The sequence below is a fragment of the Amycolatopsis sp. NBC_01286 genome, from assembly GCF_035982555.1.
In the GTDB taxonomy this organism is placed as follows: domain Bacteria; phylum Actinomycetota; class Actinomycetes; order Mycobacteriales; family Pseudonocardiaceae; genus Amycolatopsis.
Window position 1 is genome coordinate 8570990 of sequence record NZ_CP108428.1, and the last position, 21410, is coordinate 8592399.

General features: G+C 72.3%; 25 protein-coding genes. 11 read left to right on the forward strand and 14 right to left on the reverse strand.

The window, feature by feature from the left end:
* Positions 1 to 215: 215 nt before the first annotated feature.
* Positions 216 to 1472 (forward strand): helix-turn-helix domain-containing protein, encoded by a 1257-nt coding sequence (locus OG570_RS39115; RefSeq protein WP_326960286.1) that lies wholly within the window; start codon positions 216 to 218, stop codon positions 1470 to 1472.
* Positions 1473 to 1585: 113 nt separating this feature from the next.
* Here OG570_RS39115 and OG570_RS39120 read toward each other — a convergent pair whose 3' ends face one another.
* Entirely contained in the window at positions 1586 to 2266 is a 681-nt protein-coding gene (locus tag OG570_RS39120; RefSeq protein WP_326953841.1) for a hypothetical protein, read from the reverse strand.
* Between the two features lie 172 nt (positions 2267 to 2438).
* Here OG570_RS39120 and OG570_RS39125 point away from each other — a divergent pair, with 172 nt between their 5' ends.
* Positions 2439 to 3188, forward strand: a complete 750-nt coding sequence (locus OG570_RS39125) for a short-chain dehydrogenase/reductase (RefSeq protein WP_326953842.1) — start codon at positions 2439 to 2441, stop codon at positions 3186 to 3188.
* Positions 3189 to 3197: 9 nt separating this feature from the next.
* Here the strand turns inward: OG570_RS39125 and OG570_RS39130 are convergent, their stop codons facing one another.
* Positions 3198 to 3758, reverse strand: coding sequence for a TetR/AcrR family transcriptional regulator (locus OG570_RS39130; protein ID WP_326953843.1), 561 nt, complete (start codon positions 3756 to 3758; stop codon positions 3198 to 3200).
* Positions 3759 to 3852: 94 nt separating this feature from the next.
* Between OG570_RS39130 and OG570_RS39135 the strand changes: the two genes are divergently transcribed.
* Together OG570_RS39135 and OG570_RS39140 are read left to right on the forward strand one after the other, a co-directional pair.
* Positions 3853 to 5412 carry an FAD-dependent oxidoreductase gene (locus tag OG570_RS39135; protein WP_326953844.1) on the forward strand — a complete coding sequence of 520 codons (1560 nt, stop codon included), beginning with the start codon at positions 3853 to 3855 and terminating at the stop codon, positions 5410 to 5412.
* Entirely contained in the window at positions 5409 to 5774 is a 366-nt protein-coding gene (locus OG570_RS39140; protein WP_326953845.1) for a putative quinol monooxygenase, read from the forward strand. The genes OG570_RS39135 and OG570_RS39140 overlap by 4 nt, the downstream gene beginning before the upstream one ends.
* Here OG570_RS39140 and OG570_RS39145 read toward each other — a convergent pair.
* Entirely contained in the window at positions 5740 to 6342 is a 603-nt protein-coding gene (locus OG570_RS39145; RefSeq protein ID WP_326953846.1) for a TetR/AcrR family transcriptional regulator, read from the reverse strand. The two genes, OG570_RS39140 and OG570_RS39145, sit on opposite strands and share 35 nt — an antisense overlap.
* A 113-nt stretch (positions 6343 to 6455) precedes the next feature.
* Here OG570_RS39145 and OG570_RS39150 point away from each other — a divergent pair, with 113 nt between their 5' ends.
* Entirely contained in the window at positions 6456 to 7217 is a 762-nt protein-coding gene (locus tag OG570_RS39150) for a class I SAM-dependent methyltransferase (protein WP_326960288.1), read from the forward strand.
* A 1-nt stretch (position 7218) separates the two neighbouring features.
* Here OG570_RS39150 and OG570_RS39155 read toward each other — a convergent pair whose 3' ends face one another.
* Positions 7219 to 7956 (reverse strand): ABC transporter permease, encoded by a 738-nt coding sequence (locus tag OG570_RS39155; protein WP_326953847.1) that lies wholly within the window; start codon positions 7954 to 7956, stop codon positions 7219 to 7221.
* Complete coding sequence (locus OG570_RS39160; protein ID WP_326953848.1) at positions 7949 to 8773, reverse strand: ABC transporter ATP-binding protein; 825 nt, start codon at positions 8771 to 8773, stop codon at positions 7949 to 7951. The genes OG570_RS39155 and OG570_RS39160 overlap by 8 nt, the downstream gene beginning before the upstream one ends.
* A 63-nt stretch (positions 8774 to 8836) precedes the next feature.
* Between OG570_RS39160 and OG570_RS39165 the strand changes: the two genes are divergently transcribed.
* Entirely contained in the window at positions 8837 to 9460 is a 624-nt protein-coding gene (locus OG570_RS39165; RefSeq protein WP_326951512.1) for a TetR/AcrR family transcriptional regulator, read from the forward strand.
* A 3-nt stretch (positions 9461 to 9463) separates the two neighbouring features.
* On the opposite strand, the gene OG570_RS39170 is transcribed toward OG570_RS39165, so the two are convergent.
* Genes OG570_RS39170 through OG570_RS39195 form a run of 6 tightly spaced genes read right to left on the reverse strand, consistent with a single transcriptional unit; the run spans position 9464 to position 13020 of the window.
* Positions 9464 to 9898, reverse strand: coding sequence for a VOC family protein (locus tag OG570_RS39170; protein ID WP_326953849.1), 435 nt, complete (start codon positions 9896 to 9898; stop codon positions 9464 to 9466).
* A gap of 41 nt (positions 9899 to 9939) precedes the next feature.
* Positions 9940 to 10617 (reverse strand): haloacid dehalogenase type II, encoded by a 678-nt coding sequence (locus OG570_RS39175; RefSeq protein ID WP_326953850.1) that lies wholly within the window; start codon positions 10615 to 10617, stop codon positions 9940 to 9942.
* Positions 10618 to 10652: 35 nt separating this feature from the next.
* Positions 10653 to 11600: an NAD(P)-dependent alcohol dehydrogenase gene (locus tag OG570_RS39180; protein ID WP_326953851.1), complete on the reverse strand. Its 948-nt coding sequence runs from the start codon at positions 11598 to 11600 to the stop codon at positions 10653 to 10655.
* 60 nt (positions 11601 to 11660) lie between these two features.
* Positions 11661 to 12047 (reverse strand): VOC family protein, encoded by a 387-nt coding sequence (locus OG570_RS39185; RefSeq protein WP_326953852.1) that lies wholly within the window; start codon positions 12045 to 12047, stop codon positions 11661 to 11663.
* Positions 12044 to 12415 (reverse strand): SgcJ/EcaC family oxidoreductase, encoded by a 372-nt coding sequence (locus OG570_RS39190; RefSeq protein WP_326953853.1) that lies wholly within the window; start codon positions 12413 to 12415, stop codon positions 12044 to 12046. The genes OG570_RS39185 and OG570_RS39190 overlap by 4 nt, the downstream gene beginning before the upstream one ends.
* Positions 12412 to 13020 carry a hypothetical protein gene (locus tag OG570_RS39195; protein ID WP_326953854.1) on the reverse strand — a complete coding sequence of 203 codons (609 nt, stop codon included), beginning with the start codon at positions 13018 to 13020 and terminating at the stop codon, positions 12412 to 12414. The genes OG570_RS39190 and OG570_RS39195 overlap by 4 nt, the downstream gene beginning before the upstream one ends.
* A gap of 85 nt (positions 13021 to 13105) precedes the next feature.
* On the opposite strand from OG570_RS39195, the gene OG570_RS39200 reads away from it, so the two are divergent.
* From OG570_RS39200 to OG570_RS39210, 3 genes are all read left to right on the forward strand, one after another.
* Positions 13106 to 14068, forward strand: a complete 963-nt coding sequence (locus tag OG570_RS39200; RefSeq protein ID WP_326953855.1) for a LysR family transcriptional regulator — start codon at positions 13106 to 13108, stop codon at positions 14066 to 14068.
* Between the two features lie 102 nt (positions 14069 to 14170).
* A complete protein-coding gene (locus tag OG570_RS39205; RefSeq protein WP_326948963.1) occupies positions 14171 to 14302 on the forward strand; it encodes a hypothetical protein in 132 nt (43 codons plus the stop codon).
* Positions 14299 to 15393 (forward strand): YeiH family protein, encoded by a 1095-nt coding sequence (locus tag OG570_RS39210; RefSeq protein ID WP_326953856.1) that lies wholly within the window; start codon positions 14299 to 14301, stop codon positions 15391 to 15393. The genes OG570_RS39205 and OG570_RS39210 overlap by 4 nt, the downstream gene beginning before the upstream one ends.
* Positions 15394 to 15435: 42 nt before the next feature.
* Here OG570_RS39210 and OG570_RS48465 read toward each other — a convergent pair whose 3' ends face one another.
* Positions 15436 to 16800, reverse strand: coding sequence for a beta-1,3-glucanase family protein (locus OG570_RS48465; RefSeq protein ID WP_442788223.1), 1365 nt, complete (start codon positions 16798 to 16800; stop codon positions 15436 to 15438).
* Between the two features lie 240 nt (positions 16801 to 17040).
* Positions 17041 to 17232 (reverse strand): hypothetical protein, encoded by a 192-nt coding sequence (locus OG570_RS39225; protein WP_326953857.1) that lies wholly within the window; start codon positions 17230 to 17232, stop codon positions 17041 to 17043.
* Between the two features lie 301 nt (positions 17233 to 17533).
* Between OG570_RS39225 and OG570_RS39230 the strand changes: the two genes are divergently transcribed.
* A complete protein-coding gene (locus tag OG570_RS39230; RefSeq protein ID WP_326953858.1) occupies positions 17534 to 19357 on the forward strand; it encodes an arabinofuranosidase catalytic domain-containing protein in 1824 nt (607 codons plus the stop codon).
* A 224-nt stretch (positions 19358 to 19581) separates the two neighbouring features.
* Complete coding sequence (locus tag OG570_RS39235; RefSeq protein ID WP_326953859.1) at positions 19582 to 20289, forward strand: hypothetical protein; 708 nt, start codon at positions 19582 to 19584, stop codon at positions 20287 to 20289.
* A 115-nt stretch (positions 20290 to 20404) separates the two neighbouring features.
* On the opposite strand, the gene OG570_RS39240 is transcribed toward OG570_RS39235, so the two are convergent.
* Positions 20405 to 21250: a hypothetical protein gene (locus OG570_RS39240; protein ID WP_326953860.1), complete on the reverse strand. Its 846-nt coding sequence runs from the start codon at positions 21248 to 21250 to the stop codon at positions 20405 to 20407.
* Positions 21251 to 21410: the final 160 nt, after the last annotated feature.

Here is a 21410-nt window from a genome sequence, read left to right on the forward strand (position 1 = left end):
TTCTCCGTGCCGGTTGTTCGCGATGCGACAGAACGTCACCCGGACGCAAGATCAACGGTTGCCAAATCGGACCCCGTATGAGTACATGGCGTGCGCGGTTGATGTCGGAGCGTCAGCCGCGACGTGAGTGCACGCGGCAGATCGCGGACTTCACCGGGGAAGTCGCGGCCGTCGTGCGGCAAGGGGTGGCAGTGACGCGGACGACCGGAGACCGGGTGGTCTCGAACGACGTGACACACCTGGTCCCGTCACCTCGGAGCGCGGGCCAGGCCCGCCGGCTCTGGTGCTCGCTCCCGACCGAGATCGCGCGGCGGTTCCGGCCGCACGCCGATCCCGTCGCGCGGCGGATCCTCGAAGAGATCCAGCGGGCCGTGCCCGAGTACGCGAAGCCGCTCGAAGGCGAGTTCGGCAAGGTGATCGTCCAGGCGATCGAGCAGGCCGTCGTCAGCTGCATCGACAGCATCGAGGACCAGGGCGCCGCCCAGGACGACTGGGCGAAGCTGTTCACCGAGGTCGGCAAGCGCGTCCACCACGACGGCGGCAGCCTGAACTCGCTGCAGGCCGCCTACCGCGCGGGCGGGCGGGCCGCCTGGCGCTACATCTCGCAGTTCGGCCAGGTCCACCGGCTCCCCGCGTCGATCCTCTGCGTCGGCGCGGAGGCCATCTTCGCTTACGTGGATGAGATTTCGTCCTATTCGGTCGAGGGGTACACCCTGGCCCAGGCGCGGGCGACCGGGACGCTGGAGCGCCGCCGGAGACGGTTGCTCGACCTGCTCCTGGCCAGCCCGGCCTCGGCACCGGCCACGGTGGCGACGATGGCCAAGGCCGCGAAGTGGGAGATCCCGGAGTGGATCACCGTCATCGCGCTCGAACCGCGGGACGAGCACCAGCTGCCACCGACACCCCAGGTGCCGGACGACGTGCTGCTCGACCTCGAAGGCAGCGAACCCTGCCTGCTGACCCCGAACCCGGACCGCGACCTGCGCGCCCTCGAAGCCCGGCTGCCCGGCTGGCGCGCCGCGGTCGGCCCCCGCGTCCGGCCGCCCGACGCGGCGACGTCGCGGCACTGGGCCCGCAGGACCCTCGAACTCGTCCGGGAGGGGCTCGTCGAAGACCGGGCGGTGACCCACTGCGGGGACCACCTCTCGACGCTTTGGCTGCTGCTGGACCGTTTCCTGCTCGACCGGCTGTCGGACAAGGTGCTCGCCCCGTTCGCGGGCCTCACGGTCAAGCAGCAGCTCCGGCTGGCCGAGACGTTGCTGAGCTGGCTGGAGCACAACGGGAACACCCCGGACATCGCCCAGGCGCTCGGCATCCACCCGCAGACCGTGCGCTACCGCGTCGGCCAGCTGACGGGCCTGTTCGGCGACCGGCTCGCGGACCCGCTGCACCGGCTGGAGCTGCAGATGGCGCTGCGGGCCCACCAGCTCCTCGGCACCCGGCCGCCGGAGGCGTCCGCAGACGACGAGTGACCGGTACGTCGCAAGTGGACGGTGGCGGAGTTCAGCCGCCGACGTGGATGCCGGACCGGCGTGGGGACGCGCTGCCCGGCCCCTCCCATCCCGATCACCCGCGGCCGGCCGGATCAGTGCGGCGGGTACCCCACGGCGCCCGGCGTGGGGCGGCCGCACCAGATCGCCGTCGGCTTGACGATCGCGAGGGTCAGCGTCGCGGCCGCCGGGATCAGGACCATCAGCAGGCCGGCGATCGGGCCGCCGAGGTACATGCTCCCGATGCCGGCGCCGAAGTGCATGAGACCGACCGCGTCCAGCACGAACGACACGACGGTCACCAGGATGGCGAGCCCGCTGCCGATGATCGTGAGCAGCCGGCCGATCGGCTTGCGCGCGAACAGGAGGATGCCGCCGCCGAGCAGTGTCCCCGCGAGCACCACGTCCAGCAGCAGGTAGACGATGATCAACCAGTACCCGAACCCGATGCTCGCCAGCCCGATGACGCTGCCGATCACGCCGACGAGGTACAGCAGCCCACCGAGCACCGCGAGCACGCCCGCGATGATCGCCGTGACGCCGTTCGGCTTCGGGGGCGGCATCCCGTAGGGCGACTGCGGGTACGGCGGCGGGTAGCCCGGCTGACCGGGGTACTGCTGGGCGGGGTAGGGCTGCTGTCCGGGGTAGGGCTGCTGTCCGGGGTAGGGCTGCTGTCCGGGGTAGGGCTGCTGTCCCGGGTACGGCGACTGTCCCGGGTATGGCTGCTGTCCGGGGTAGGGCCCCTGCGGCGGGCCGGGGTGCTGCGGGTAGGTCATGGCGTCCTCGATTTTCGGCTGACCGCCCCCCAACGGTGCGCCACCTCGCTGCGGCGGCTGCGGCCGAGGTCAGCCTCTCACGCGCGCCTTCGCCGCGGCGGCGGAACCGGGAGACTCCGCGGCGCTTCCCGTACGTTCGACACTGGGTGGTTCCCACGACTGAGGACGGCACATGGACCTGGATCTTCGCGGCAGGCGCGCGCTGGTGACCGGCGCGTCGAAGGGCATCGGGGCGGCGATCGCCGAGGCGCTGGCCGGCGAGGGCTGCCACCTGCACCTAGCGGCCCGGAGCGCGGACGCGCTGGAGGCCCGCGCGCACGAGCTGCGCGAGGCGTATGGCGTCGAGGTCACGGTGCACGTCGTGGACCTGCGCGTGGCCGCCGACCTCGAGCGGCTCGCCGCGGCCACGACCGACGCCGGCATCCTGGTGAACAACGCGGGCGACATCCCCGCCGGCTCGCTCGACCAGGTCGGCCCCGAGCAGTGGCGGCACGCCTGGGACCTCAAGGTCTTCGGCTACGTCGACCTCACCCGGCTCGTCTACGCGCGGCTGCGCGAAGCCGGTCACGGCGTGATCGTCAACGTGATCGGCACCGGCGGGGAGCGTCCCACGGCCGGCTACATCGCGGGCGGCGCGGGCAACGCCGCGTTGATGGCCTTCACGCGAGCCCTGGGCGGCGTCGGCCCGCGCGACGGCGTCCGCGTGGTGGGCGTGAACCCGGGCCCGGTCGCCACCGAGCGGATCACGGCGATGCGCGCGGCCAACGCGGACGTCGACGCGAGCTTCGCGGCACTGCCCTCGGGCCGGGTCGCCGAACCGCGGGAGGTCGCGGACCTGGTGACGTTCCTGGCATCGGACCGCGCCGGCTACATCAGCGGCACCATCGTCACCATCGACGGCGGCCGCGCGGCGGCAGGCTGACCACGATCGTCACTCCGGGGCCGGGCCGGTGAGGATCCGGCTGATCACCGGGGCGGCCCAGGCGGTGAGCCGGGCGGGTGACATGGCCGTCCCCGGCGTCTCCAGGACGTAGCGCGTAGTGGCGATCCCCAGCAGGAACGAGCCCAGCAGCGCGGCCCGCTCGCCCGCGTGGTCCGGGGCGGCCTTGGCGAACGCCGGCGCGACCTGTGCGCTGAACAGCTCCCGCAGCTTATCGGCGGCTTCGGGGCTGGTCATCGCCGCGCGCAGCAGCGCGAGGAACGTGCTGTCGTGGTCCCAGACGGCCAGGAACCGGGGCAGGATCTCGGCGCCCAGGTCGGCCGGCGCGATGCCGGCGAGGTCCGGCAGGTCGAGCGTGAAGTCGGCGGCGGCGGTGAACAGGCCCTGCTTGCTGCCGAAGTAGCGGAGCACCATGGCCGGGTCGACGCCGACGTCGGCCGCGACCGTCCGCAGCGTCGTGCGCTCGTAGCCGTCCGCAGCGAACCGTTCCCGCGCGGCCGACAGGATCTCGGCCCGGGTGGCCTGGGCGTTGCGGCTTCGCGGGGGTGCCATGGGACGAGGATAAGTCACCCACCGTTGACTTGCTCGCCCGGACCGGCTTACCCTCGATAAGTCAACGCTCGGTGACTTGAGAGGCAGTGGTGACATGGACCAGGAACGTCCCGTGCTCGTCGTCGGCGCCGGGCCGACCGGGCTGACCGCCGCGATGGAGCTGGCGCGCCTCGGCGTGCGCGTCCGGATCGTCGACCGGGCGCCCGCGCCCTCGACGACGTCGAAAGCCCTGGCCATCCAGGCCCGGACCCTCGAACTGCTGCGGCCCCGCGGCGTCGGTGACGAGATGCTCCGCCGGGGGCAACGGGCTTCGGGGACCGCGATCTACGGGCGCGGCCGGAAGCTGGCGACCGTCGAGCTGGACCGGATTCCCGGGCGCTACAACCACATCCTGCTGCTCCCCCAGGCCGAGACCGAAGAGCTGCTGGCCGAGCGGGTCCGCGCGCACGGTGTGGAGATCGAGCGTGGCGTCGAGCTGCTCTCCTTCGAGCACGACGCCCACGGCGTCCGCGCGGTGCTGAAGGACGGCGACGGCGGCCACGAGACGGTGCACGCCGCGTACCTGATCGGCGCGGACGGCGCGCACAGCGCCGTCCGGCACGCCCTCGACCTGCCGTTCAAGGGCCGCGCGATGGCGCAGCGGTACCTGCTGGCCGACCTGTACCTCGACGGCGACGTCCCGGAGGACCAGCTCTCGATCTTCCTCGCCCGGGACGGTTTCGTCGCGGTCTTCCCGATGGCCGGGCACCGGTTCCGGTTCATCGCCACCGATCCCGGGTCCAGCAACGACACTGCCGACGACGACGTCCCGGAACTGCCCGCGTTGCAGGACATCTGGGACCACGTCGCGCCGCTGCCGGCGCGGCTGCGCGACCCGAACTGGCTCTCCCACTTCCGGATCAACAGCCGGCACGTGCCCGCGTTGCGCGCCGGCCGGGTGTTCCTCGGCGGCGACGCCGCGCACGTGCACAGCCCCGCGGGCGGGCAGGGGATGAACACCGGCATCCAGGACATGATCAACCTGTCGTGGAAGCTGGCCCTGGTGCACCGGGGCCTGGCCGCGCCGGCGCTGCTCGACACCTACCAGACCGACCGCGTCCCGGTGATCGCCAAGCTGGTCCGCGCGACCGAGACGGCGACGAAGGTGTGGAACTCCACCAATCCCCTGGTGCACCGGATGGTCACGACGATGGCCCCGATCACGCTGAGCCGGGATTTCGTGCAGGACAAGGCGACCGCGATCCTCGGGGAAACCACGGCGAGCTACCGCAAGAGCCCGATCGCGGCCGGGGCGGGCCGGCTGGGCCCGCTGCGGGCCGGCGACCGGGTGCCCGACGTCGACGTCGTGGCCGAGGGCGGCGTCCGGCGGCTCTACGACTTGCTCGACCTGACCAAGCTCACCGTGCTCACGACCGGACCGGACGTCGAGCTTCTCCATCCCTGGCAACAGGTTCTCACTCTCCACAAAGGCCGGATCGCGCCAGCGCAGCCCGGCTTGGTCGGCGGCGACGCGCGGGTCGCCGCGGAACTGGCGGCGACCCCCGGCGTCCTGGTGATCCGGCCCGACGGCTACCTCGCCGCCGCCGGTACCGATCCGGCGTCGGTGACTTCGTGGCTGGGCAAGTGGTTCCCCGTGAACGGAGAAGGCCGATGACCGTGCTGCCCGAGCCGGACGCCGATGAGACCGGGCCTTACACCCATCTCGGCTTCGCCACGGCCAAGCCGGGGTGCGCGGACCGGGTCGAGGAGCTGATCCTCGGGCTGGTCGAGCCGCTGCGGGCGGAGGAGGGCGCGCTCGAGTTCCACGTCCACCGGGATCGGGCCGACCGGGACACCTTCGTGATCTACGAGATGTTCCGGTCGAAGACCGACCTGGACAAGCACCTGGCCCAGCCGTACACGCAGGAGTTCATCCGGGCGGTCGGGCCGTACGTCACCGGGCCGCTGCGGCAGCAGTTCCTGCGGATGTCGAGCCCGCTGCCTACAGCAGGCGCCGCTGGACGACGTCCGCGATGACCGTCGCCACCAGCTGGTCGACCTCCCCGGCCGGCGGCGGCCCACCGCGGCGGCCGGCGAACAGCAGGTGCCCGGCCCCGATCAGCGACAGCGCGACGTTCTCGACGTCGGCGTCCGCGGCGATGCGGCCCAGCGCTCGTTCCTCCGTGAGGTAGGCCGCGAACATCCCGCGGGCTTCGGCGAGCACCGGCACCCCGTGGGGCAGGCCGGAGCGGCGCAGGCGGGTGCGGACCTCGTCGCGGAAGAAGACCAGGCTGACCATGGCCAGCGCGATCGGGTCGAGCAGCTCCGTCAACGCGGCGGCGAGGTTGCCCGCGACCGTGCCCGTGCCGGCCGCGGCGCGCAGCGACCCGGCCTGGTCGTCGACCCGAATGATGCGTTCGTGGACGAGTTCGGCCAGGAACTCGTCGAAGTCGGCGAAGTGCCGGTGCAGCACACCCTTCGCGCAGTCGGCCTCCGTGGTGACCGATCGGCTGGTCAGCGCGCTCGGCCCGTCCCGGAGCAGGACGCGTTCGGCGGCGTCGAACAGCTGCCGCCGCGCGTCGCGGATGTGCACTCCGGTCGGCACCCGGCCGTCCTCCCTTGCCCGTGTGGGCAAGTGCCCACTATGGTGGGCACATGCCCACTTCCCCTTCGGAACAGCCCTATTCTGCCGGAACCGCGCCCCATCGGGCTCGGCGGATCGCGGAGTCGTTCGGGGTCGATCCCGGACGTTACGACCGCGCCCGGCCGCCGTACCCCGCCGCGCTGATCGAGCGGATCCTCGCGGCCGGGCCCGGCCGCGAGGTCCTGGACGTCGGCTGCGGAACCGGCATCGAGGCCCGGCAGTTCCTGGCGGCCGGCTGCCGGGTGCTCGGCGTCGACCCCGACGCGCGGATGGCCGGGTTCGCCCGCGAGACCGGCGTCGACGTCGAGGTCGCGACCTTCGAGGCCTGGGACCCCGCCGGCCGGACGTTCGACGCCGTCGTCGCCGGCCAGGCGTGGCACTGGGTGGACCCCGTCGCCGGCGCGGCCAAGGCCGTGGAAGTGCTCCGACCGGGTGGCCGGCTGGCCGTTTTCGGGCACGTCTACGACATGCCGCCCGGCGTCGCGGAGGTCTACGCGGCGGCGCTGAAGCGCGTCGCCCCCGACTCCCCCATGAGCGTCGCGGGCCACGACCGCTCCGCGTTGGACATCTACCAAACGATGTTCGCCGCGGCCGCCGACGGCATGCGTCAGGTACCGGGCCTCGGCGAGCCGGAACAGTGGCGGTTCGACTGGGAACAGCCGTACACACGCGACGAATGGCTCGACCTGCTGCCCACCACCGGCGTGCTGACGCGGCTCCCGGCCGGCCAGGTCGCCGACGTCCTGGCCGACGTCGGCGCGGCCGTCGACAAGATCGGCGGCCGGTTCACCTTGCCGTACACGACGCTGGCGGCCGTCGCCCCGCGCGCCGGCTGACTCACCCCCGCAGCCGGCTCAGGCCGCGCTCCAGCCGCACCACGGCAACGGCGCCGGCGACGACGGCCAGCCCGCCGAGGACCGCGGCCGCGCGGAAGACGTCGCCGGACTGCCCTTCGACGGCGCCGCGCAGCATCGTCATCGCCCAGTAACCGGGCGAGATCGGGGCGATCGCGTGCGCCCAGCCCGGCAGCATCGCGGCCGGGATCAACGCGCCGCCGAGCGAGGAGACGACCAGCGAGCCGACGTCGCAGACCGCCGACAGCTCGCCGTGGCTGCGCACGAGCGTCGCCACCGCGGTGCCGACGGCCAGCAGCGTCAGGCTCCAGACGAGCACCGCGAACCCGAGCAGCACCGGCGACGCGGGCGCGGGCATGCCCACCACGTAGTGCCCGAACACCAGCAGCAGGGCCTGCTGCACCACCAGGACGGTGAACACGGGCACCGCCTTGCCCGCCAGCAGTTCCACCGCCGTCGCCGGGGTGGCACGCAGCCGGTCCCACGTGTGCCACGTCCGTTCCGACAGCAGCGCGGTGCCCACAATGGACAGTGCGAGGACGGTGAACATCACCAGCAGGCCGAGCACGGCCTGGGTGGCGCCGTCGGCGATCGACGCGGCGAAGAGCGGCTTGAACACCAGCATCAGCACCATCGGCATCACCGCGTAACTGATCAGGTGACCGGGATCGCGGAGCCGCAGCACCGCGTTGTGGTGCACCAGCACCGAAAACCTACTCATGCGCCACCGCCCGGTAGAGGTCGTCGAGGGTCGGCCGGCGCAGCTCGACGTCGCGGACGTGCGCGGACGTCGTCGCCAGCACACCCGCCAGCGCCGCCCCGGGATCGGTGGCGGCGACGCGGATCTCGCCGTCGTCGGTGCTGAGCAGGATCTCGCCGGGCAGCCCACCGAGCAGGTCCGCCGCGGTGCCGCGGGCGATCACCCGGCCGCTCTTGGCGACCGCGAGGGTCGCGCCCAGTTCGGTGAGCTCGGGCAGGTAGTGGGTGGTGTAGACGACCGCCGCGCCGTCCGCGGCCGCGGCGCGGACGGCGGCGAGCAGGGCGGCCCGGGTCTGCGGGTCGACGCCCGCGGTGGGTTCGTCGAGCAGCAGCAGGCGCGGCCGGTGCAGCATCGCCGTCGCCGCCTGCGTCCGCCTTTGCTGACCGCCCGACAGCACGCCGACCCGCCGGTGCAGGAACGCCGTGAGCAGCAACGCGTCGGCGATCCGGTCGATGGCCTCGGCCAGCGCGCGGCGGCGCAGCCCGGCCAGGCCGCCGAAGAGCCGGAGCGTCTCGGCGACGGTGACGTCGGGGTAGAGCGCCGGTTCTTGCGGTGCGAAGCCGAGCAGGGCCCGGGCGGCTTTCGGTGCCCGGCCGCCGATCCGCACCTCACCGGCGTCCGGCGTGGCCAGGCCGGCCACCAGCCGGGCGAACGTCGTCTTGCCGGCGCCGTTGTGGCCGACCAGGCCGACCACCTCGCCGGGCTCGGCGCGCAGCGTGAACCCGGCCAACGCGCGGGTCGCGCCGTAGTGCTTCACCAGATCGGTGACTTCGAGCATCCCCCACCTCCAGTCTACGGTGTAGACCAGCAATCTACACCGTAGACTGACCCGGTGCGCAAGATGAAAACCGAGCGGCGAGACGAGATCGTCGACGCGGCGATGGCCCTGGCCCGGGAGAAGGGGCTCGGCGCGGTGTCGATGCGCGCCGTCGCCGGGCGGCTCGAGCTGACGCCGATGGCCCTCTACGGTTACTTCCGCGGCAAGGACGACCTGCTCGACGCGATCGTCGGCCGGCTGCTCGGCCTGCTCCCGGAGCCCGACCCGGCCGCGCCGCCGCTCGAGCGGCTCAGCCTGCTCGCGGGCGGTGTGCGTGTCCTCGCCAAGGAACACCCCGCCGTGGTGACCCTGCTCTTCACGCGGCCGTCGGTCACCGAAGACGCCGTCGTCGCGGTCGACCGGATCTACCAGGCGCTGCTGGACGCGGGGGTCCCCGACGCCCACGTCGCCCGCCTCGAACGGCTGCTGACCACGTTCGTGCTGGGGTTCGTCATCTCCGAGACCCAGGGCCGGTTCTCCGACGGCAACCGGGACATGCGCTCACGCCGCGCGTTGCTCGGCCCGGCGGAACTGCCCGCCCACCACCGCCTCGGCCCGCTGCTCGACCCCCAGGTCGACTGGGACACCGAGTTCGACACCGACCTCGCCGACCTCGTCACGGTGATCGAGCGGGTCGCCGGCCGCTGACGCTCAGTCCAGGCAGAACTCGTTTCCCTCGACGTCCTGCATGGTGATGCACGATTCGTTGAAGCCGTCGGCCAGCAGCACCCGCTCCTGGACCGCGCCGAGCGCGACCAGCCGCGCACTCTCGGCCTGGAGGGCGGCGAGCCGCTCGTCCCCCACGAGCCCGGTGCCGACGCGGACGTCGAGGTGCACCCGGTTCTTGACGGCCTTGCCTTCGGGGACACGCTGGAAGAACAAACGCGGGCCTTCGCCGGTGGGATCGACGCACGCGAACGCCGAGCCCTGACGCTCGGGCGACAGGGTGCGGTCGAAGTCGTCCCAGGTGTCGAACCCCTTCGGCGGCGGCGGGAGGACGTACCCCAGCACCTCGCACCAGAACCGGGCGACGCGCTCGGGATCCGCGCAGTCGAAGGTGATCTGTACCTGCCTGACCGAACTCATCGGCCCACCCTAACCGGATCGGCATGTCGACACCCGCTGGTTTAGCAGCCCAGCTGGCCGGCGAGGTCCGCGAGGCCCTCGGCGTGGAGGTCGAACCGATCCGAGGACGCCGGCGGGTCGCCGACGGGCCGGGCGACGTACGCGGTCCGCAGGCCGGCCCGCTGCGCGCCGCGCAGATCCCACGCGTGCGCCGCCACCATCAGCAGCCGTTCCGGCGGACTGCCGGACACCTCGACCGCCAGCCGGTACACCGCCGGGTCCGGCTTGTAGGCCCGCGCGTCCTCGGCGGAAAGCGCCTGGTGCCACCGCAACCCCGCGTGGGCGTTGAGCCCCAGCAGCGCCGTGCGACTGGCGTTCGACAGCCCGATCAGCGGGAACCGGCCGGCGAGCCGCGCGAGACCGCCGACGGTGTCCGGCCACGCGGGGAGCCGCCGGGCCGACAAGGCGAGTGCGGCCGGGTCGGCGATCCCCGCGGCCTCGGCGACGACCTGGGCGGCTTCGCGGTCGAGGACGTCGCTGACGACGTACTGCCGCTCGCCGTCGGCGATGCGCCGCTGCTCGGCCTCGATGTGGTCCTGCCAGCGCCGCACGAGTTCGTCGACCACCGGATCCGCGAGGGCGGGCCCGGACTCGCGGATGCCGGCGCGGATCCCGGCGGGTTCGTCGACGAGCGTGCCGAGCACGTCGAACACCACGGCGTCGAACTCGAAAGCCGGCATCGTTGTCCTTTCGGCGGGCCGAACGCCAACCTAGCTCAGGACAGGTCGACGACGATCTTGCCGCGCACCCCGCCTCGCTCCAGCGCACCGTGGGCGGCGGCGATGTCGGCCAGCGGGAACACCCGGTCGACCTGCGGGCGGATCGCCCCCGCCGCGACCCAGCGGCCCAGCTCGGCCAGCAGCGGCGTGGTCGGGTTGCCGCTGAAGAAGCGGACCCACCGGCGCCGGCGCAGCGCGTTCGCCGCGATGTAGCCCAGGGAGCGGACCGGGCGCCCGGGCTCGAACGCGATCGTGACCATCCGGCCCCGCGGCGTCAGCAAGCGGCGGAAGGCGGGCAGCTCGGTGCCGACCGTGTCGAGGACGACGTCGAAGCGGCCCAGCTTTCCGGGCGCGCGGTAGTCGATCGCCTCGTCCGCGCCCAGCTCCCGCGCCAGGTCCAGGTTGCCCGCGCTCGCCAGGCCGGTGACGTGCGCGCCCATCGCCTTGCCGAGCTGGACGGCGATGTAGCCGACGCCGCCGGTCGCGCCGCGGACCAGCAGCCGCTCGCCGGGCGCGAGGGCGGCCAGGTCGCGCAACGCCGTGATCGCCGTGGTCCCGACGGCGAGCGCGACCGCCTGCACCACGTCAAGTCCTGACGGGACGTGGTCCAGCCGGTCGGCCGGCAGGGCGACGTACTCCGCGGCCGATCCCAGCCGCCGGCCCAGCACGCCCCAGACCCGGTCGCCCGCCGCGAACCGGCTGGTCCCCGGCTCGACGACCTCGCCGGCCAGGTCGACCCCGACGCCCTTCGGGAACTTCGTGCCGGTGAACGGCCGCAGTTTCCCCGCGCGCACGGTGGATTCGCCGCCGTTGACCGACACCGCGCGCACCCGGACCAGGACCTCGCCGGCGCGCGGCCGGGGCAGCGGCGCCGTGGTCACGGACAGGACCTCAGGCGGTCCGTAGCGGTCGTAGGTCGCGAGCCGCATCGAAGTGGATAGCATTCTCCACTTCTAACACGGGATCCGGCCGCAGCACGCGAAGTGAGAAGAGCGCCGGTGGGATCACCCCGCTTCAGTGTTGATGCCGGGCGGCAGGAAACCGTGCTCGGACAGGTCGAACCAGTTCCCCTCCGGATCGATCGCCCGGTACTCGGCGAACGGGCGGTCGCCGCCGCGCAGGACGGGCCGCGGCACGCCGGCCGCGGCGAGGCGGTCGGCGACCGGCGGGACGTCGGCGACCTGGAAGCCGAAGTGGTTGAAGCCGGTCGCGACGTCGCCGTCCAGCCGCTGCTGGATGAGCGCCAGGTTGAGGTACCCGTCGGTGACGAAGCGGCTGCCGTCGGGGTCGGTGTGGAACAGGTCCATGCCGAACTGCGCGCAGTAGAACGCGGCCATCCGCTCGGCGTCCTGGACGACGAACGCGAGGTGCCGCAGCCGGGGGCGGGTCATCGAGGGGGTCCCTTCGGGATCATGTTGTGGAAGGCGGTGATTTCGGGGGCGCCGGTGTGCCGGACCACAGCTTGGGCGTGCGTCACGACGCCGTCGGGCGCGATCTCCGACGTCGCGTGCACCAGGGACAGATCAGGTGTGAGCCGGCGGATCAGCGTCACCGACGCCGACAACGTCGTCCCGCGATAAGCCGTGGCGAAGAGCTGCGCGTGGCCCGATTCGACGGCGTCCCGCCCGGAAAGCGCTTCGCCGCGGACGTTCACGAAGTCGACGTCGGCGGCGAAGACCGAGGCGAACCGCGCGGCGTCACCGCGGGCCCACCCGGCCGTCATGGTGTGCCACAACGCGCGGATCTCCTCGTCCGTCACGCGGTCACCCCCGCCGACGCGAGCACGCGCAACGAGACGGGTGCGCAGTCGCCGTCCCACGCGGCCAGTGAGTAGTAGAACCCGCCGTGCTGCCGTTCCAGGTAGCAGACGACGTTCAGCGGCCAGCCCGCGCCGCGGAAGACGTACTCGTCCATCGGGGTCGGCCGGTCGCTCAGCGGCCGGCCGCGTTCGCACTCCGGGCCGAGCCGGTGCCAGTCCGGGTGCAGGTGGATCGAACCGAGGAGGTCGAGGCCGCGGTCGTCGCCGTCGCGGGAGATGCGGAGCAGGTCGGCGGGCGCGACCCACCACGCGCGCACGGCGTTCTCGTACGCCGAGCCGAACCGCGGGACGATCGTCGTCGCGAACTCCGCCCGCGCGCTGGGATCGGTGGTACGGGCGTTGCGGGCGAAGGCGATGTCCGACACCAGCAGCGCGTCCTCGGCGACCGTGCCCAGCAGCACGCCGAAGCAGGGTCTCGGCGTGTCGGGGGTGATGCAGGCGTACTCGGCGGCCGCGGCGTCCAGGAACCGGCGGACGACGTCGTCCGAGACCAGGGCGGGGAGCGCCGTCTTTCCGCTCAGCGGAACACAAGCCAGTGCTGTCACGCGGAGGAACGTAACCGGGCCGCGGCGGGGGCGGCCATGATCGTCACGGGATCGGCCCTATTGCACCAGGCGATAATGTTTCGGGATGCGTCTGGAGATCCGGCACCTGGAACTCGTCGTCGAGGTGGCGGAAGCCGGCAGCCTGCGACGCGCCGCCGCGCGGCTGCACCTGAGCCAGCCGGCCGTGACGACGCAGCTCAAACGCATCGAGCAGTTCGTCGGCGGCGCGTTGTTCCTCCGCTCCCCCGAAGGCGTGGTGCCGACGCACACCGGCGCGGAACTGATCCGGGACGCGCGCAACCTGCTGCGCCAGTTCGACGCGCTGCAGCGCACCGCCCGCGTCAACGCCGCGAGCGAGTCCGGCGCGCCGGTGAAGGTGGGCGGGATCCCGGCGCAGCAGTTCAGCCTGCTGGTCAACGCCCTGACCGCGATGCTGCCACGCCGCGAGGTGACCAGCCGCACGATCCGCGAAACCGGGACGCTCACGGCGTTGCTGCGCTCCGGCGAGCTGGATGTCGCGGTGCTGCGCCAGTTTTCGGGGTTCCCGGTGAGCCCGCCCGACGGCGTCGAACACCGGTTGCTGGTGCGGGAGCCGTTCTTCATCGGCGTCTCGCGGCGGCACCCGCTCGCCGAGCGCGGCGAGATCGAGCTGGCCGACCTCGCCGACGAGAAGTGGGTCATGCCCGACCCGGACGACAGCGGGATGAACGAGTACTTCGCCCGGGTCTGCGCGGCGGCCGGGTTCGAGCAGCGCATCGCGCACCTCACCACCGAGGCGCACGTCGCGTTCGCCCTCACCGCCGAGAACCGCGGCATCTGCCTGCTCTACCCGATCGGCACGGCCCGCGACGGGCTCGCGACGCTGTCGCTGGCCGGCACGCCGCTCTCGCGCGACCTGGTTCTCGCGTGGCGCAAGGACTCCCGGCTGGCGTCGCTCGTGGGCGAGGTGTGCGCCAAGATCGAGCGCGACTACCTCGCGCTCGTCGAGGCTTCGCGGTTCTACCGGAAGTGGTGGCACGGCGGCGGTTCCGCGTTCGCCCTCCCGTGAGCCGCCGGTCGCCGTCAAGGGCGAACCGGACATCTCCCACCCCTTGGACGCGCGCGCCGCGCGCTGTCCAGTGCGCGTACCGGCGCCTACAGTCCTGCAGTCATGAGTTCCGATTCAGACCGCGAACCGGCGCCGCGCATCAGCGCCGACTGGGCCGCCGTGGCGGTCGCCGCCGTGCTGGTGTTGCTGGCCGCCTTCGGCTTGCTGCCGACGATCACCTTCCTGGTCAAATGACGACGCCGACCGACACCACCACCCGAAGCGGTGGGCTGACGGCGATCCCCGTCCTGCGTTATCTCCCCGGCCTGCTGCTGCTCGTCGCGGTCGGCATCGTGGGAACGCTGGCGCAGAACGGGGTGCGCAGCATCGGCAAGGCGACCGGCACCGCGCTGCCCGACCTCGAGTACGTGCTGTGGGCGATCATCCTCGGGCTGCTCATCCGCAACACGATCGGCGTCCCGGCCGTGTTTCGCCCGGGCGTCGCGACCTACGAGTTCTGGCTGAAGATCGGCATCGTGCTGCTCGGCGCCCGGTTCGTGCTGGGCGACCTGGCCAAGCTCGGCGGCCTGAGCCTCGGCCTGATCCTCGTCGACATGGCCGTCGCCACCACGGTGATCCTCCTGGTGGGCAAGGCGTTCAAGCTCGGCGGGAAGCTCTCGTCGCTGCTGGCCATCGGCACGTCCATCTGCGGCGTCTCGGCGATCATCGCGGGCCGGGGCTCCATCGACGCCGACGACGAGGACTCCGGTTACGCCATCGCCGCGATCCTCGCACTGGGCGCCGTCGCGCTGTTCACCTTCCCGCTGATCGGGCACGCGCTGAACCTGACCGACACGCAGTTCGGGCTGTGGGCGGGCCTGGCCGTGGACAACACCGCGGAGACGACGGCGACCGGCGCGGCCTACTCGCCGCACGCCCAGGACGTCGCCGTCGCGGTGAAGAGCACCCGCAACGCGCTGATCGGCCTGGTCGTGCTCGGGTACGCGGCCTACTGGTCGACCCGCGGCGGCAAGGCCGTCGCGAGTGGACTGAAGGGCCGCGCCGGGTTCGTGTGGCGCACGTTCCCCAAGTTCGTGCTCGGCTTCATCGTGGTGTCCGCGCTGGCCACCGCGCACGTGTTCGCGAAGGCCGACGTCACCAGCCTCGGCAACCTGTCGAAGTGGGCGTTCCTGCTGTGCTTCGCCGGTGTGGGCCTGAACTTCGACTTCCGGGAGATGGCCCGCAGCGGTTTCCGCCCGCTCGTCGTCGCGGCGCTGGGCCTGGTCGTCGTGGCCGCGTGCTCGCTCGGGCTCGTGCTGCTGACGTCCCAGTGGTTCACGTTCTAGCCGGGTGACGGCCCCGGGGATCGCCCGGGGCCGTCCCACCGGTCACCAGCCGACAGCGACCTCCAGCCACTGCGGGTCGCCGTGCGAGACGAACGAGGACTGGCCGGCCACGTCGTCGTACGGGAAGCCGTACGCGAGGTGGTTGATGCCGTGGTCGTGCCAGTACTTCGCGTAGTAGTTCGCCGGGGCGGCCTTGTAGTAGTTCGCCGGGTCCTGCTGCTGCGACGCCGGCAGCTGCGCAGTGTGCCGGTTCAGCGCCGCGCACATGTTCGGGTTCCCGGCCAGCGAGCCGGCGCACCCGGTGATGTTCGACGTCGGCTCGTTGACCCCGACCGACTGGGCGTAGGCGGTGAAGTAGTTCGCGTACTGCCCGCCCGCGCGGAAGTCGGGCGCGCTGCCCGGCGCCGGGATCCGGTACGGCGCGTTCACCGTGGCCAGGCCCTTGAACTCGGTCGGCACCTCGGCCTGGAACCGGGCGAACGTGGCCGCGCGGTCCTCCTGGAAGGTGCCGTAGTCGTCGCCGACCTGCACGTCGTAGCCGTCGTGGGCGTGCAGCCGCATGGCCAGCTTCAGCGCGAACGCGTCCACCCGGGTGGTGTTGCCGTTGAAGACGTCCGGGCCGACGGTGAACTCGATGAAGTCGGCGTACTGGCCGTTCGGGGTGCCGAGGTAGAAGTACATCCGCCCGGCCGAGTTGGCCGGCATGTCGATGTAGGGCTGCTCGGCGATCGAGTGGGTCTGACCGCCGAAGTTCCAGAACACCTGGCTGTCCGGGTACTTGCCGTTGGTCCGGTTGAGGACCTTCACGGTGAGCACGTTCCGCGCGGCCGGGATGCTGGCGGTGTCACCCCAGAAGGAGTCGGGCGGGACGCCGGAGCCGGGCGGCGGGGTGGTCGTGCCGCCGCCGGTGCCGAAGACCTGGAACTCGAACAGCGAGACGCCGTAGGGCGTGGCGCGCGCGGTGGTGTAGAGCCGCACGTACCGGCCGGAGCCGGTCACGTTCAGCGTCTGCACACCGCCGGTGCCGGTGGTCGTCTGGTACACAGTGGACCAGCTGGACCCGTTGGCGGACACCTGGATCTGGAACGCCGTGGCGTACGCGGCCTCCCAGCGCAGCACGACCTGGCTGACGGTCGCCGCCCCGCCGAGGTCGACCTGGATCCACTGTGGATCGCTGAACTGCGACGACCAGCGGGTGCCGGTGTTGCCGTCCACCGCGGCGGTGGCGGGCGTGCCGGCGTTCTCCACCGAGGACGCCGTGACGGCTTTCCCTTGGGAGATCAGCGGATCCGCCGCGTGCGCCGCGGGTGCGGTGAAGCCGAGCGCGGCGACGGCGAGCGCCGCCGCCAGCGTCGTCAACCGGGTACCGGGTCCGCGGCGGCGCCGCGGACGGGCAATCGTGGGCATGGTTCCTCCCTGGCCGGGAAAGTGGGGCGGACCCGCCGCCGGTCAGGGGACGGCGTCGTCCGGCTCGCCCCCTGACCACCGGGAAGGTGCATCCGTGACCGGCCGGGGACGCTCGGTGAAAAGGTTCATACCACTGCCCCCGACCTGTCAAGCCTTGACAGATCGGGGCCCGCGGGCGATATTCGGAACCGATTCACCTCACCTCCTGCGTGTCGCCGCCACCCGCTCAGGGGCCTCTGCTCACCTGGAGTCAGTCATGCCCAGCGGCGTCTTCCACCCCGTCCGGGGTCCGCGCGTCAGGCCGAACCCGGCCGGCACCGCCATCGGGGCGACGCCGGACCGCGATTCCCGCGCCGTGGGCGTCAGCGCGACCGTCGGCACCAGGCCCGATCGGCCGAAGACGGCACGGGAGAACAGAAAGCGGCGAGCCACGACCGGACCTTTCCCGAAGTGCGCCGCCCGCCGGGGCCACCAACCGGACGAATCGCACTGAGCGAGCCGCATCCCCTGGCACGAAACGGATCCCCGCCGGATGGGCCGTCCGGGTGCACCGCCCGGCGAACCGCCGGGGACCGGGCCACCGGCACCTCGTGACCTGTTGACACGATCGAGAACGCCGACCTACTCTCGCCACATCCCCACCGGCTTCCCCGCAGCCCCCTTCTCTCCCGGAAATACAACGTTGTAAAAATCCGCCCGGGTCGCTGACCTGCGGCTTGAGAGTGAGGTCCCCGTGCACCGCGTTTCCGGCCGAAGACTTCTCGCCACGCTCACCACGACGCTGCTCGTCCTCGGGACGATGCTCGGCCTGGCCACCACCTCGCAGGCCGCCGGTTCCCTGCCCTGCGACATCTACGGCACCGCGGGCACCCAGTGCGTCGCCGCGCACAGCACCACGCGCGCCCTGTATTCGGCCTACGCCGGCAACCTCTACCGCGTGCAGCGCGCCTCAGACCGCGCCGAGACGAACATCGGCCTGCTCGCCACCGGCGGGTACGCCAACGCCGCCGCGCAGGACACCTTCTGCGCCGGGACGACGTGCACCATCACGGTGATCTACGACCAGTCCCCGCGCCACAACGACCTCACCGTCGAAGGCCCGGGCACCGCGGGCGGGCAGGACGTCGCCGCGATCGCGTCCGCCCTGCCGGTCACCGCGGGCGGGCACAAGGTCTACGGCGTCTACGTCTCCCCCGGCACCGGGTACCGGCACTACGTCGGCGCCGGCGTCGCGGTCAACGGCCAGCCCGAAGGCATGTACATGGTCGCCAGCGGCACGCACGTCAACGGCGGCTGCTGCTTCGACTACGGCAACGTCGAGGCGCAGATCGCCGACACCGGCAACGGACACATGGACGCGGTGAACCTCGGCACCACGTGCTACTTCCCGCCGTGCACCGGCATCGGCCCGTGGGTGGCGGGCGACCTGGAGAACGGGCTGTTCCAGGGCAACCGCTCCAACACCGCCAACCGCGGCAACGCCACGCCGTTCGTCACGGCACTGCTGAAGAACAACGGCCAGACGACGTTCGCGCTCAAGGGCGGCAACTCCCAGAGCGGCGGCCTCACCACCTGGTACAACGGCGCGCTGCCGTCGGGCGGGTACACGCCGATGCACCAGGAGGGCTCGATCGTGCTGGGCACCGGCGGGGACAACAGCAACGCGTCCATCGGCTCGTTCTTCGAGGGCGTGATGACCGCGGGCTACCCGACCGACGCCGCGGACGACGCCGTCCAGTCCAATGTGGTCTCCGTCGGCTACTCGGGATCCACCGGGACACCGCCTTACGCGGCCCCGGTTTCCGGCCCCGGCGGCAAGTGCCTCGACGTCGCCGGCGACGACACCGGCACCAACGGCACCGCGGCGCAGCTGTGGGACTGCCAGGCGAACGCGTCCGACCAGCACTGGGCGCACAACGCGGACTCGTCACTGTCCACTTTGGGCAGATGCCTCGACGTCGTCGGCAACGGGACGGCGAACGGCGCGTTGCTGGAACTGTGGGACTGCAACGGCGTCGGCGGCCAGAAGTGGGTGCAGCAGGCCGACGGCTCGCTGCGCAACCCGCAGTCCGGCCGCTGCGTCGACGCGCCGAACGGCGCCACGGCCAACGGCACCCGGCTGCAGCTCTGGGACTGCAACGGATCGGCGGCGCAGAAGTTCTCGGTCACCGGCGGCGGCCCGATCACCGGCCCCGGCGGCAAGTGCGTCGACGTGGCCGGCGACGACCACGGCGTCAACGGCACCGGCGTGCAGCTGTGGGACTGCCAGTCGTTCGCCGTGGACCAGCACTGGTTCCACCTGTCGAGCGGCGCGCTGCGGACGTTGGGCCGCTGCCTGGACATCGTGGGCAACGGCACGGCCAACGGCGCCCAGGTCGAGCTGTGGGACTGCAACGGCGTCGGCGGCCAGGGCTGGACGCAGCAGGCGGACGGCTCGCTGCGCAACCCGCAGTCCGGCCGCTGCCTGGACTCCCCGAGCGGCGCCACGGGCAACGGCACACGGCTGCAGATCTGGGACTGCAACGGTTCGACGGCCCAGAAGTTCACGCTGATCTGACGCCGGAGGTCACGCCTGCTGCGGCCGGGTCAGGGAGCGTTCCGGCCGACCCGGCTGCAGCAGGGCCAAGTCAGAAGGCCGAGTCCGGCCGCGAACGCGAGGCCCCGCGCCCACGCGCGCCGTGTCTCCCCCGGAATCCCTCTCGCCGTCGTGACCCGGCCGGCATGCCCGGAATGTGACCTTGTCCCGCTATCTTCCCCGGAACACGACACCGAGGGGGAACCGTGCGGAAGACCGGTCCGATCATCGCCATGGCCGTTTTCGCGCTCACGGCCTGCGATCCGGGACCCGGCAGCGCGCCGCCACCGGCACCCGCGCTCACGGCGCCGGTCACCGACGTCGCCCAGCTGGTGGCGGCGGCGCGGGCCGGGATCGCGCAGGCGCCGTCCGCGGCGTTCACCACGGACGCCGTCGTGGGCCCCGACACCAAGAGCGTCACCGGTTCGCTCCGCTTCGACGGCTCCACGAGCAGCCTCACGATGCTGCTCGACGGCAGCGAGGTCCGGGTGCTCGGCAAGAAGACCTACACCCGCACGCCGGGCGCGGCGATCCCCGGCAAACCGTGGGTCGGCACCGACCCGGACAGCCCCGACCCGATGGCCCAGGCGGCGGGCGTGGTGGTGCCGACGATCGTGCAGCTGCCCGACCTCGGCCGGGCCCTGGCGGAGATCGAACGGACCGGCCGGATCGTGTCGGCCGACCGGACCGGCCTGGCCAACCACTACCGGCTCGAACTCGACCCCACCAAGGCGCCGGACCTCTTCCCGGAGTTCATCCGGGTGCCACTGGACGGGAAGCCCGCCGCGCCTATCACCGGCAAGCTCCCCGCCGAACTGTGGCTCGACGCGGCGCTGCGGCCCGCGCGGTTCACGGTCGACCTGTCCCCCGGCTTCGAGCAGCCGGGCCCCACGGTCAAGGGCACGACCGAGTAGCGCGACTGGGGCGAGCCGGTGACCATCGAGGCCCCGCCCGGCGACCAGGTCGTGGACCTGTCCGAGCTGCTGAAGAAGCTGGGGACCTGACCCGCGGCGCGCTGAAGACGGCCGCTCAGGCCGCCACCGTCGTCACGGCGGTGGCGGAGTTGCCGGACAGGCACGTGCCGGTCGAGGTCGCCGGCGCCGTGACGACCGGGGCGTAGACGACGTAGTCCTGGCCGGTCTGGAGGTTGTGGCAGGCGAGCCGGGCCTGGTAGCGGCCGCTGTCGCACTGGGCGCTGCCCCGGCCGTAGTAGAGCGTGCTGCCCTGGACGATCCACGCGCTCCAGGTCATGCACCCGGCCAGCCCGGTGGCGGCCGGATCGGCGACGGCCTGCACGATCTGCGCGGTGTTCCCGGTGTTGCAGGTGACGGAAACGGCGGCCGGCGCGGTCACCACCTGGGTGCCGTAGAGGATGTAGTAGTCGCCGGTCTGCTCGTTCTTGCACAGCGCCTTGACCCGGTAGCGCCCGGTGTCGCACTGCGCCTGGCCGCGGCCGTAGAACAGGTTGTTGCCACCCTGGTTGACCCACTCGACCCAGGAGACGCACCCGGGCACCCCGGCGTCGAGCGGATCGGTCACGGCGTAGACGGCCTGCGCCGAGTTCCCGGTGTTGCACAGCACGGTCGCGGTCGCCGGCGCGGTGACGACCTGGGTGCCGTAGTTCACGTACCCGGCACCGGTCTGGTTGTTGATGCAGACCGCCTTCGCCCGGTAGCGCCCGGAAGTGCACTGCAGGTTGCCGAGGCCGTAGAAGTAGTTGTTGCCCTGCTGCACCCACTGGATGGAGGTCGTGCACCCGGCCGGCGCCACCTGGGCCACCTGCGCCACCTGCACCGCCGCCGACGCGGGCGCGGCCAAGGCGGCGAGACCGAGCACGGCCGCCACCAGGGCCAGGAACCAACGCTTCGCCACCACTTGCGCCTCCAAGGTGTGGATTCGACTGCCGCGGCGGACCGTAACACCGGAAACCGACGGATTTCACGGCTGCGCAAGGGAATGAGCACAAACGCGGAACCCACGGTCCGGCCTGCCCACCTCAACGACCATGGTCGCTACGACCATGGTCGTGCTACGG

Excerpts from the sequence above, each read along its gene's own strand:
- OG570_RS39120 (WP_326953841.1), bottom strand. The coding sequence starts at position 2,266 with ATGACCTACCCGCAGCACCCCGGCCCGCCGCAGGGGCCCTACCCCGGA.
- OG570_RS39125 (WP_326953842.1), top strand. The coding sequence starts at position 2,439 with ATGGACCTGGATCTTCGCGGCAGGCGCGCGCTGGTGACCGGCGCGTCG.
- OG570_RS39130 (WP_326953843.1), bottom strand. The coding sequence starts at position 3,758 with ATGGCACCCCCGCGAAGCCGCAACGCCCAGGCCACCCGGGCCGAGATC.
- OG570_RS39135 (WP_326953844.1), top strand. The coding sequence starts at position 3,853 with ATGGACCAGGAACGTCCCGTGCTCGTCGTCGGCGCCGGGCCGACCGGG.
- OG570_RS39140 (WP_326953845.1), top strand. The coding sequence starts at position 5,409 with ATGACCGTGCTGCCCGAGCCGGACGCCGATGAGACCGGGCCTTACACC.
- OG570_RS39155 (WP_326953847.1), bottom strand. The coding sequence starts at position 7,956 with ATGAGTAGGTTTTCGGTGCTGGTGCACCACAACGCGGTGCTGCGGCTC.
- OG570_RS39160 (WP_326953848.1), bottom strand. The coding sequence starts at position 8,773 with ATGCTCGAAGTCACCGATCTGGTGAAGCACTACGGCGCGACCCGCGCG.
- OG570_RS39165 (WP_326951512.1), top strand. The coding sequence starts at position 8,837 with ATGAAAACCGAGCGGCGAGACGAGATCGTCGACGCGGCGATGGCCCTG.
- OG570_RS39170 (WP_326953849.1), bottom strand. The coding sequence starts at position 9,898 with ATGAGTTCGGTCAGGCAGGTACAGATCACCTTCGACTGCGCGGATCCC.
- OG570_RS39175 (WP_326953850.1), bottom strand. The coding sequence starts at position 10,617 with ATGCCGGCTTTCGAGTTCGACGCCGTGGTGTTCGACGTGCTCGGCACG.
- OG570_RS39180 (WP_326953851.1), bottom strand. The coding sequence starts at position 11,600 with ATGCTATCCACTTCGATGCGGCTCGCGACCTACGACCGCTACGGACCG.
- OG570_RS39185 (WP_326953852.1), bottom strand. The coding sequence starts at position 12,047 with ATGACCCGCCCCCGGCTGCGGCACCTCGCGTTCGTCGTCCAGGACGCC.
- OG570_RS39200 (WP_326953855.1), top strand. The coding sequence starts at position 13,106 with ATGCGTCTGGAGATCCGGCACCTGGAACTCGTCGTCGAGGTGGCGGAA.
- OG570_RS39205 (WP_326948963.1), top strand. The coding sequence starts at position 14,171 with ATGAGTTCCGATTCAGACCGCGAACCGGCGCCGCGCATCAGCGCCGAC.
- OG570_RS39210 (WP_326953856.1), top strand. The coding sequence starts at position 14,299 with ATGACGACGCCGACCGACACCACCACCCGAAGCGGTGGGCTGACGGCG.
- OG570_RS48465 (WP_442788223.1), bottom strand. The coding sequence starts at position 16,800 with ATGCCCACGATTGCCCGTCCGCGGCGCCGCCGCGGACCCGGTACCCGG.